This is a genomic window from Glycomyces sp. NPDC049804, from assembly GCF_040674615.1.
GTDB classification, from domain to species: domain Bacteria; phylum Actinomycetota; class Actinomycetes; order Mycobacteriales; family Micromonosporaceae; genus Glycomyces; species Glycomyces niveus.
Genome location: NZ_JBFAMQ010000027.1, coordinates 1 through 9,833 on the forward strand (window position 1 = coordinate 1; position 9,833 = coordinate 9,833).

Annotated in this window: 7 protein-coding genes; 3 read left to right on the forward strand and 4 right to left on the reverse strand. The window is 72.8% G+C overall.

Translation table 11 applies throughout. The annotated features are described in order from the left end of the window. A partial coding sequence (gene acs / locus AB0K52_RS24615; protein WP_363536834.1) for an acetate--CoA ligase occupies positions 1-1,882 on the reverse strand: 1,882 nt, incomplete at its 3' end. A 329-nt stretch (positions 1,883-2,211) separates the two neighbouring features. On the opposite strand from acs, the gene AB0K52_RS24620 reads away from it, so the two are divergent. Then, positions 2,212-2,967, forward strand: coding sequence for an oxidoreductase (locus tag AB0K52_RS24620; RefSeq protein ID WP_208499533.1), 756 nt, complete (start codon positions 2,212-2,214; stop codon positions 2,965-2,967). Between the two features lie 7 nt (positions 2,968-2,974). Here the strand turns inward: AB0K52_RS24620 and AB0K52_RS24625 are convergent, their stop codons facing one another. Genes AB0K52_RS24625 through mqnE form a run of 3 tightly spaced genes read right to left on the reverse strand, consistent with a single transcriptional unit; the run spans position 2,975 to position 4,808 of the window. Further along, complete coding sequence (locus AB0K52_RS24625; protein WP_363536838.1) at positions 2,975-3,223, reverse strand: DUF4229 domain-containing protein; 249 nt, start codon at positions 3,221-3,223, stop codon at positions 2,975-2,977. Beyond that, positions 3,220-3,633, reverse strand: a complete 414-nt coding sequence (locus AB0K52_RS24630) for a hypothetical protein (protein WP_363536841.1) — start codon at positions 3,631-3,633, stop codon at positions 3,220-3,222. The genes AB0K52_RS24625 and AB0K52_RS24630 overlap by 4 nt, the downstream gene beginning before the upstream one ends. Further along, positions 3,633-4,808, reverse strand: coding sequence for an aminofutalosine synthase MqnE (gene mqnE, locus AB0K52_RS24635; protein ID WP_363536844.1), 1,176 nt, complete (start codon positions 4,806-4,808; stop codon positions 3,633-3,635). Before mqnE ends, AB0K52_RS24630 begins: the two co-directional genes overlap by 1 nt. Positions 4,809-5,130: 322 nt before the next feature. Here mqnE and AB0K52_RS24640 point away from each other — a divergent pair, with 322 nt between their 5' ends. Beyond that, on the forward strand, positions 5,131-6,432 hold the full coding sequence (locus AB0K52_RS24640; RefSeq protein WP_363536847.1) for an NlpC/P60 family protein: 1,302 nt from the start codon (positions 5,131-5,133) through the stop codon (positions 6,430-6,432). Between the two features lie 102 nt (positions 6,433-6,534). Continuing rightward, a complete protein-coding gene (locus tag AB0K52_RS24645) occupies positions 6,535-9,312 on the forward strand; it encodes a hypothetical protein (RefSeq protein ID WP_363536850.1) in 2,778 nt (925 codons plus the stop codon). The last annotated feature ends 521 nt before the right edge of the window (positions 9,313-9,833 follow it).

Genomic DNA, 9,833 nt, shown 5'->3' on the forward strand with positions numbered 1-9,833 from the left:
CGATCTCGCGGTCTTCGGCGATGTCGCGCAGGAGCCGGCGCATGATCTTGCCCGAGCGCGTCTTCGGCAGCTCGGCGACAACGATCACCTGGCGCGGCTTCGCGATCGGCCCCAGCGTGTTCGCCACGTGCTTGCGCAGCTCCGACAGGTGCTCGGGGCTCGAGTCCCGGCCCCCGCGCAGGATCACGAACGCGACGATGCCCTGCCCCGTCACCGGGTCCGAGGCCCCCACGACCGCGGCCTCCGCCACCGTCTCGTGGCTCACCAGCGCGCTCTCGACCTCAGTGGTCGAGATGTTGTGCCCGCTCACCAGCATGATGTCGTCGACGCGGCCGAGCAGCCACAGGTCGCCGTCGTCGTCCTTCTTCGCGCCGTCGCCGGCGAAGTACAGGCCGCCGAACCGCGACCAGTACGTGTCGATGAACCGCTGGTCGTCGCCCCAGATCGTGCGCAGCATCGACGGCCACGGCTCGCGGATCGCGAGGTACCCGCCGCCGCCGTCCGGCACCGACGCGGCCTTCTCATCGACGACGTCCACATTGATCCCCGGCAGCGGCCGCTGCGCCGAACCCGGCTTCGTCGGCGTCACGCCCGGCAGCGGCGACACCATGATCGCCCCCGTCTCGGTCTGCCACCACGTGTCGACGACCGGGCACTTCCCGCCGCCGATGTGCTCGCGGTACCAGATCCACGCCTCGGGGTTGATCGGTTCGCCCACCGACCCCAGGAGCCGCAGGCTCGACAGGTCGTACCGGGCCGGGACGTCGTCGCCCCACTTCATGAACGTCCGGATCGCCGTCGGCGCCGTGTACAAGGTCGTGACCTTGTACTTCTCGACGATCTCCCACAGCCGCCCCGTGTGCGGCGTGTCCGGCGTCCCCTCGTACATGACCTGCGTGGCGCCGTTCGACATCGGCCCGTACACGATGTACGAGTGCCCGGTCACCCAGCCGATGTCGGCCGTGCACCAGTACACGTCGGTCTCCGGCTTGAGGTCGAACACCGCGTGGTGCGTGAACGACGCCTGCGTCAGGTACCCGCCCGAGGTGTGCAGGATGCCCTTGGGCTTCCCCGTCGTCCCCGACGTGTACAGGATGAACAGCGGGTGCTCGGCGTCGAACGCCTGCGCCTCGTGCTCGTTCGAGGCCGCCCCGACGGTCTCCTCCCAGCGCACGTCCTTGTCGGTCCACTCGACCTCCTGGCCCGTGCGGGTCACCACCAGGACCTTCTCCACCGACGGGCACCGCTCCAGCGAAGCGTCCACGGTCGGCTTGAGCGCCAGCGGCTTCCCCTTGCGGAACCCGCCGTCGGCGCAGATCACGAGCTTCGCGCCCGCGTCGTCGATGCGGCTCGACAGCGCGTCCACGCTGAACCCGCCGAACACCACCGAGTGCGGGGCGCCGATCCGCGCGCACGCGAGCATCGCCACCGCGGCCTCGGGGATCATCGGCATGTAGATGACGACCCGGTCGCCCGCGCCCACACCGAGGTCGGTGAGCGTGTTCGCGGCCCGCTTCACCTCGTCGAGCAGCTCCGCGTACGTCACCGCGCGGCTGTCGCCCGGCTCGCCCTCGAAGTGGATCGCGACGCGGTCGCCGAGCCCGGCGTCCACGTGCCGGTCGAGGCAGTTCGCCGCGACGTTGAGCTCGCCCCCGGTGAACCACTTCGCGAACGGCGGATTGTCCCAGTCCAGAACCCTGTCCCAGTCCTTCGACCAGTCGAGCCGGCGCGCCTGCCGCTCCCAGAAGGCCAGCCGGTCGCCCGCGGCCTCCTCGTAAGCGGCCGCGGTGACGTTCGCCTGCGCGGCGAACCCGGCGGACGGAGGGAACGTCCGGTCCTCCGAGAGCAGGTTGGCAAGCGTCTCTTGCGGGGTTGATGCCACGGGTATTTCGCTCCTTACAGATCTACGCGCCAAAACGCGACTGTGAGGCGGGTCTATGTCCGGCAACACTACCGCGACGAACCCGACACAGATACGGGCGGCCGCGCCCGCACCGGCATCTGGGAGCGGTGCTCGCCGAACGGCCCGCGGACGGTCGGCGGGCGGCCCGCGAAGGGTCCGCCCGGTCCCATCGGGGGCCTTGCGGACCTGATTCGGGAGGTATCGTCGGACCGGTGCACGATCCGGGACGCCGGCGCCTCCTTGTGACTGCCCTCTAGACCGCCCAGTGCGCCGTATGCGCGCTCCGCCCAAAAGGTAAGGTTCCGCCCGTGGATCCTCTCGCGCCTCTCCTCGAACTCTCCGAGGTCGCCGACGCTCTCGAGAACGCCAGAGCCAACGTGGACCGGATGCTGTGGCACGAAGCCCTCCGCGGCGGCGACGAACTCGTCGCGGCGGAAGTGGCCTTGCACAGCGCCTCCGCGACCCTGGCGCTCGACGGGTACGACTGCGACGTGGAGCGGCTGCGCGAACGCGACTTCGACGACCCCGCCGTCTCCGGCGTCCTGCGCGTCATCGAAGCCCTCCCCGGCCTCGCCCCCATGTGGCCCGTCTCGCCCCGCTACGTCCTCGCGAAGCTCCACACCCTCGCCACCAAGGAGCTCCCCGACGCCGGCGTCGACTTCGAACCGGGCCGCATCGAGGTCGACGACAAGGGCATGAACCGCATCAACGCCCTCTGCGCCCTGGTCACCAACCCCACCAAGGAGATCCCGGCCGCGATGGCCGCCGCCGTCGTGCACGGCGAACTCCTCGCGGTGCGCCCCTTCCCGGTGGCGAACAACGTGGTCGCCCGCGCCGCCTCGCGGCTCGCGCTGGCCAGCAAGGGCCTCGACCCGAAGCTGCTCATCACGGTCGACGCCGGGCACCTCGAGCGCGCCCCCGAGTACGTGGGCGCGCAGCGGGCCTGGGCCACGGGCACGCCCGACGGCGTGCGCTCATGGCTGAAGCACTACGGCAAGGCCCTCACCGCGGGCGCGGCCGAGACCCTGCAGATCTGCACCGAGCTGATGAAGGACGCCGGCTAGGCGGGCCCTAGGCGTCGTCGCCGGCGAGTTCGGCGCGCAGGCGCTCCTTCTCCTCGCGGCGGCGCTGCGCGCCCGCGTCGATGTGGTCGATCATGGCGATCTGCTGCTTGCGCAGCAGTGTGAACCCGATGACCATGGACGCGAGCAGGCCGATGGCCACCGCGATGAGCGCGTTCATGAAGAACATGAGCGGCACCGCGACCACGGCGATGATCGCGAGACGGGTCAGGAAGTACTTGGCGACCGGGTTGTTCATCCCGCGCGCTCCTCTCCGAAGGCGTTGATGCCCGCGAACCACAGCGGGCCGTACACGAGTGCGGCCGTGAGGCCGCCGAGGCCGCCGGTGAGCACGGGCGGCCACGCGGTCGGCGCGATGAGGGCGACCGCGAACCCGGCGGCGAGGCCGAGGAGGACGCCGACGAGCATGAGCCCCCAGCGGCGCGCGCCCGCGTACCGCCGGAACTGCTCGGTGTACACCCACACCGTGGGCAGCGCCGCGATCCAGCCCGAGGTCTGGCCGAAGCCGCGCCCGGTCGGCAGCACGAACACGAGGTCGATCACGACCAGGACGACCGCGCCCATCACGAAGTAGGCCAGCGCGGTGCCCAGGAGCTGCCCGAGGGTCTCGACCTTCGGGCGCTCCCCCTCGGACTTGCCTTGCGCCACTAGAACTTCACCGACTGCGGCTCAGCGCGGCGCTCGGCGATCGACTGCGGCCCTTCGTACTCGCGCACGACCTCGTAGCGGGTGTTGCGCTCGACAGGCTGGAACCCGGCGTCGCGGATGAGCTCGAGCAGGTCGTCGCGGGTCATCTTGTCGGGCGTGCCGTACGCGTCGGCGTCGTGCGTGATCTTGTACTCCACGACCGAGCCGTCGAGGTCGTCGGCGCCGAACGACAGCGAGAGCTGCGCGACGTCGAGCCCGTGCATGACCCAGAAGCACTTCACGTGGTCGAAGTTGTCGAGCAGGAGCCGCGAGACCGCGAACGTCTTCAGCGACTCGGCCGGGCTCGCCATCGTGGTGCGCGCCTGGAGCTTGTTGCGGATCTTCCCGTCCTTGGAGTCGTGGAAGTCGTGCTGGTAGCGCAGGGGGATGAACACGGCGAAGCCGCCGGTCTCGTCCTGCAGCTCGCGCAGGCGCAGCACGTGGTCGACGCGGTGGCGAGGCTCCTCGATGTGCCCGTACAGCATCGTCGCGGGGGTGCGCAGGCCCTTCTGGTGGGCGAGGCGGTGGATGCGCGACCAGTCCTCCCAGTGGCAGTCGTGGTCGACGATGTGCTGGCGGACCTCCCAGTCGAAGATCTCGGCGCCGCCGCCGGTGAGCGACTCGAGGCCCGCCTCGATGAGCTCGTCCAGGATCTCGTCGGCGCTGAGCCCGGAGATCTTCTCGAACCACTGCACTTCGGTGGCGGTGAACGCCTTCAGGTTCACCTGCGGCAGGGTCTCCTTGAGCGCCTTGAGGACCCGCGGGTAGTAGCGCCACGGCAGGGTCGGGTGGAGGCCGTTGACGATGTGGAGCTCGGTGGGCGCGTCGCCGCGCATCTGCTCGGCGAGGGCCACGGCCTGCTCGACGCGCATCGTGTACGCGTCGGTCTCGCCGGGCTTGCGCTGGAAGGAGCAGTACGCGCAGGACGCCGAGCAGACGTTGGTGAGGTTGAGGTGCCGGTTGACGTTGAACATGGTCCGGTCGCCGTTCTTGGCGGTGCGGACGCCGTGCGCGAGGCGACCCAGCCACGCGAGGTCGTCGACCTCGTACAGGCCCACGCCGTCCTCGAAGGTCAGCCGCTCGCCGGCCGCGAGCTTCTCCTCGATGCCGGCCTTGAACTCGGCGTTGTCGTCCATGGCGCTCCCAACGTTGTGGCGTTTCCGCCAGGGTAGCCCCGCCGGGACGCGATCGCGGGGGCGCACGTCGCGGGATGTGAGGCCGTGAACGCGCGATGGAGTCTTGCGGCCCTTGCCAACGCGATTCCCGCCTTGTGTCGCCTGCCACGGCCGGGAGCCGCAGGCAACCGAGGATGCGAATGTTGCGTGTCTTCGGTACAGTATTCGTGGCCTCCCCCACAGAAGGACACCTCACATGCGCGTTACACGGTTCGGTGCCCGAGTGATCGCCGCCGCCGGTTCAGCCGCCGTCGCCATCTTTTGTGTGCAGAGCGGCGGAGCGATGCCAGGATTCGCCGAACCGGGCGTCACCGTCCCCGATGACGGCAACCGCCCCGCCGGCACCGCCTCCGACGAGAACCCCGTCGCCGACCCCAATGCGGGCAACGGACCCCTCAGCGCCCAGATCACCGCCGCCCAGGCCGACGTCGCGCAGCTCGCCGAGCGCACCACCGCCGCCCAAGAGGAATGGCTCCAGCGCGAGACCCGCCTCACCGATGCGCAGACCGAATGGGCCGCCACCCTCACCCAGCTCGAGACCGCCCAGGCCGCCCTCGACTACGCCGCGAGCGAGGCCTACGCCGAGACCGCCGGCCGCCCCGACACCGAGCTCCCCGACCTCACCGGCCTCACCCCCATCGGCGGCGAATGGGACCTCCCCAGCCTCAACGCCGACTTCGAGGACGCCGCGACCGCCGAGTCCGTCGCCCGCGCCTCCCTCGACGCCGCGACCCTCTCCGCGGATCGCTCCGAGTACCGCTACACCGTCCTCGACGCCGAGTTCGACACCGCGCAGGCCGCCCTCGACAAGCTCATCGCCGACAACCGCGAAGCCCTCGAAGACCTCGAGGCCGACCGCGAGGCCGCCGCCGCCCAGCACTCGAACGACTTCTCGTCCGAAGTGGACGGCTGGGACGCCGCCCCCGAGGCCAAGAAGGCCGTCGAGTACGCGCTGGCGCAGCTCGGCGACCCGTACGTGTGGGGCGCCGAGGGCCCCGACTCCTTCGACTGCTCCGGCCTCGTCCAGTCCGCGTACGCGTACGCGGGCGTCTCGCTGCCGCGCGTCGCCGCCGACCAGTTCAACGCCACCCGCGACAAGCCGGTGGACACCGAGAAGCTCCTCCCCGGCGACCTCCTCTACTGGTGGGACGACCCGGGCAACTGGCAGTCGGTCTACCACACCGGCATGTACCTGGGGAACGGCAAGATGGTCGTCGCCCCCCGCACCGGCGACGTGGTGAAGATCAGCTCGATCTGGTTCGACAACTTCGCGGGCGCGCACCGCGTGGTCGACGCCGTCAAGACCGACCCGGACGCCGAGGACCCGACGCAGACGCCGGACGACGACAAGCCGACGAACCCGTCGCCGCGCCCGCCCACGACCTCCCCGGACGACGAGACCTCGTCGCCCGACCCCGAGCCCACGGAGAGCGAGTCCCCCTCGCAGTCGCCCTCGCCCTCGCCTTCGCCGACCCCCACGCAGACCCCGTCCTCCGAGACGCCCTCCGGCGGCGGCGAGGACACCCCCGATCCGGCCACGGCCGACTCGGATTCGGGCACCCTGACGCGTGATCCGGAGGAGTAGGGGTACTGCACGGTAGTGGGAAGGCGCGCACGGTTCGCGACCGGTTGATGGCACGATGGTTGTTGAGTTGCCCGAACGACGCTCCAGCCCCAAGGAGGCTCCGTGGACGGAAACAGCTGTAGCTCCTGCGGCCAGCGACTGACGTCCGGTCAGCGCCGCTGTCCCCAGTGCGGAGCGCCGCTGCCCCCGCCGCTCGGAGGCTTCCCGGCCGATGCCGGACCCTACGGCGCCGCCCCGTCCTACGGCGCGGCCCCGGCGGCCCCCGCTTACGGCGCCGCCGCCGTCCCGCAGTACGCCCCGCCCGGCGAACCCGGCTACGCCCCGCCCGGCGGCGCCCAGGGCTACGCGCCCGCCCCGAACCAGGGCTATGCGGCCGTCCCCGAACCGAACTACGCCCCGCCGGGCGCCTACCAGCCCTCCGCGAACCAGGGCTACGCCGCCGTCCCGCCGCAGTACGGCCAGCCCGGCCAGCCGGGCGCGAACCCGCCGCCCGGGTCGCCTCCGGGCTACGCCGCCCCCGGCGGCTGGAACCCGCAGGCCGCGCCTCCCGGCATGCCGCCGCAGGGCGCCGCGCAAGGCTCGGCCGCCGTGCCGCAGTACGGCGCGTCCGCCCCTTACCAAGCGCCGCATTCGGGTTCGGCCCAAGTGCCCGCCTACCCGCAGCAGCCCGCCTCGGGTTCGGCCCAGGTGCCGCAGTACCCGTCGGCCCCGCAATACCCGGCGCACCCTTCCGCGCCGCCGCAGACCTTCCAGGCGCCCTCGTACCAGCCGCCGCAGCCGTACCAGTCCGCGCAGTCCCTGCCGCCGGTCGCGGCCGCGCAGCCCGCCCCGGCCCCCTTCTCGCCGCCGGTCCCCGAACCGTACGTTGCCCCGCAGGTGCCCGAGCCCCAGTTCACGGCCCCGCCCGCGGCGGCCGAACCGCCCGCGTCCTCGCCGGTCACCGGCGCCCCTTCGGGCACCTCCTTCGCGGTCCCGCCCGCGAGCAGCGGTTTCAGCCTGCCCTCCGAGTCCGGCGCGTTCGGCGCACCGGCCGCGAACCCGCCCGGCCTGCCCGAGCCCGTCCCCGACGGCACCCAGATCCTGCGCATCAGGCCGAACGCGGCGGAGCCGCCCGCCCCGGCCCCGTTCGCCGACCCCGAACCGCCTGCGCCGCTTGCCGACTCGCCCACACCGGCGCAGCCCGCCGGGTTCAGCCTGCCGTCCGCGGACAACGTCCCCGGCGCGGCCTACGCCGCGCCGGCCCCGATTCCCGCGGCCGAGATCCCCAGTCCCGCACCGGAACCGGTCGAGGAATCGAAGCCCGCGCCGCCGGCCGACGCGGACCAGCCGTTCGACGAGACCCACATCGACGACGACCTTCCGTTCGACGAGACGCCGTCCGAGCCGGCGATGTCCTTCGGTGTCTCCGAGACCGACACCCCCGCCCCGGCGGCGACGCCCGCCGCCCCGACCGGCGGACCGACGGTCGTCGAGGCCGTCGAGGACGACGAGGACGGCGCTTGGGACGAGCTGCCCGACCCCGATGACGACGACGAGGACGTGGAGCTCTCCGCGGAGGAGGAGGCCTCGCTCGCCGGCCTCGGCGACGACGTGCCCGGCGAGTCCCTGCCGCCCGCCCCGGTCTCGGCCTCCGGCGCCGGGTCCGACGAGGACGACGATGAGGCCGGCGCCGAGGCGCCCGCGATCGAACCCGTCCTCGACGCCGCGCTCGCGGAGGCCGCCGCCGTCGAGGCGCCGAGCCCCGGCGCGGACCTGATCGAGGCGGCCGAAGCCGGCGTGGAAGGCGCGGTCGAAGTCGCCGAAGCGGTCGGCATCGAAGTGCCGGAGCCGGCCGCGGATCAGCCCACCGCCGACGAAGCACCCGAGCCCGCGGCCGAAACGCCGCAGCCCGAGCCCGTCGCGGCCCCCGAGCCGATCGCCGAGCCCGAAGCGGCCGACGACGTGCCCGAGTATGAGCCCGTCGAAGCCGCCCCGGTGACCGGCCCGGTCGAGGAAATCCCTGCGGCCCTGACGGATGCAAGCGTCGCCGCTGACGATCCCGACACCGAATCAGCCGCCGAGCCCGCGGCGGTCGCTCCCGTCGAGGACTACGCCGTCGCGCCGTTCGCGGACGCCGCACCGGTCGAGGCCGAGTCGACCGAGGCCAGTGCCATCGATTCGGGGACCACGGTGCACGAATCGTCTTACGCTGAGCCGGTGCTGACCGACACCGAACCGACGCCGCCCAGGCCGCTGCCGGACCCGCTGCCCGGCCCCGCGCCGACACCGCCGCGGCCCGAACCCGAGCCTGAACGTCCGGAGCCGGTGCCGCACCCTGAGCCCACGCCGCCGTCGCCGCAGCCTGAGCCCGTGCCGAATCCGGAGCCGACGCCGCCGCGTCCCGAACCGACACCGCCGCAGCCGGAGCCGCTGCCGCCGAACCCCGAGCCGGGCCCGCCGATGCCGCGTCCCGGGCCTTCGCCGGTGCCGACGCCGGAGCCGCTGCCGCCGAACCCGGAACCGGGCCCGCCGATGCCGCCCGCGCCGCCGATGCCGCGCGTGAACGACAGCCCGTTCTCGGACGCGGCCCCGATCGACTACCCCGAGCCGGAGCCCGCGGCGCCCGAGCCGGAGGAGTCCCCGGAGCAGGGGCCGCAGTCGGCGGTCGAGTCGGCGCGGAAGAAGATCGTGAACGCGCCGGACATCAGCCTGTTCGAGGAGCCGGAGACGAAGACCGGCGCGCACCAGCTGCCGACGGCGAAGCCGGTCGTGGAGACCGACGGGTTCAAGCCCGGCCGCGCCCGGGTCAAGAACCTGCTCGACCGGGCGGAGCTCCCCGACCACATCCCGCTCCCGCGTCCGACCGTCTACGGCGCCAAGCCCGCCGACGCAGAGGACTGACACCCCGGCCCGGCCGCCTCGGCCGGGCCGACGGTCCGTCTCCCCGCGCGCCGACAGGCGCGCCGCGTCCGACGCGAACCGCAAAGGCACTGCCCCGGAACCTCGTTCGCGCCCTGCGGCAGGCTCCCTGACCGGGCCTGCGTTGTCCCTTTCGGGTGACACGCGGGCCGCGCGGGCCGGTTCTTGTCAGACCCGGGCGGGACGATCGGCGCAGACTGATTCTTCCCCTCTAGTGGTGGGTGGGGGCTAGGGACGGCCCGTCGCGGCGGAGACGAAAGCGCGGCGGCGCGGTGCGGCCCGAAGGCGCGGCGGCGCGGTGCGGCCCGAAGACACGGCGCACGGTGAGACCTGAAGGCCCGAAGGCGCGGCGGCGCGGTAGTCCCGAAGGCGCGGCGCACGACGAAGCCCCGGGTGGGTGGGGCTGGGGGACGGCCCGTCGCGGCGGAGACGAAAGCGCGGCGGCGCGGTGCGGCCCGAAGGCGCGGCGGCGCGGTGCGGCCCGAAGACACGGCGCACGGTGA

Bases quoted from the DNA above. Each gene is read 5' to 3' on its own strand.
- mqnE (WP_363536844.1), bottom strand. From the start codon at position 4,808: ATGGACGACAACGCCGAGTTCAAGGCCGGCATCGAGGAGAAGCTCGCG.
- AB0K52_RS24625 (WP_363536838.1), bottom strand. From the start codon at position 3,223: ATGAACAACCCGGTCGCCAAGTACTTCCTGACCCGTCTCGCGATCATC.
- AB0K52_RS24640 (WP_363536847.1), top strand. From the start codon at position 5,131: ATGCCAGGATTCGCCGAACCGGGCGTCACCGTCCCCGATGACGGCAAC.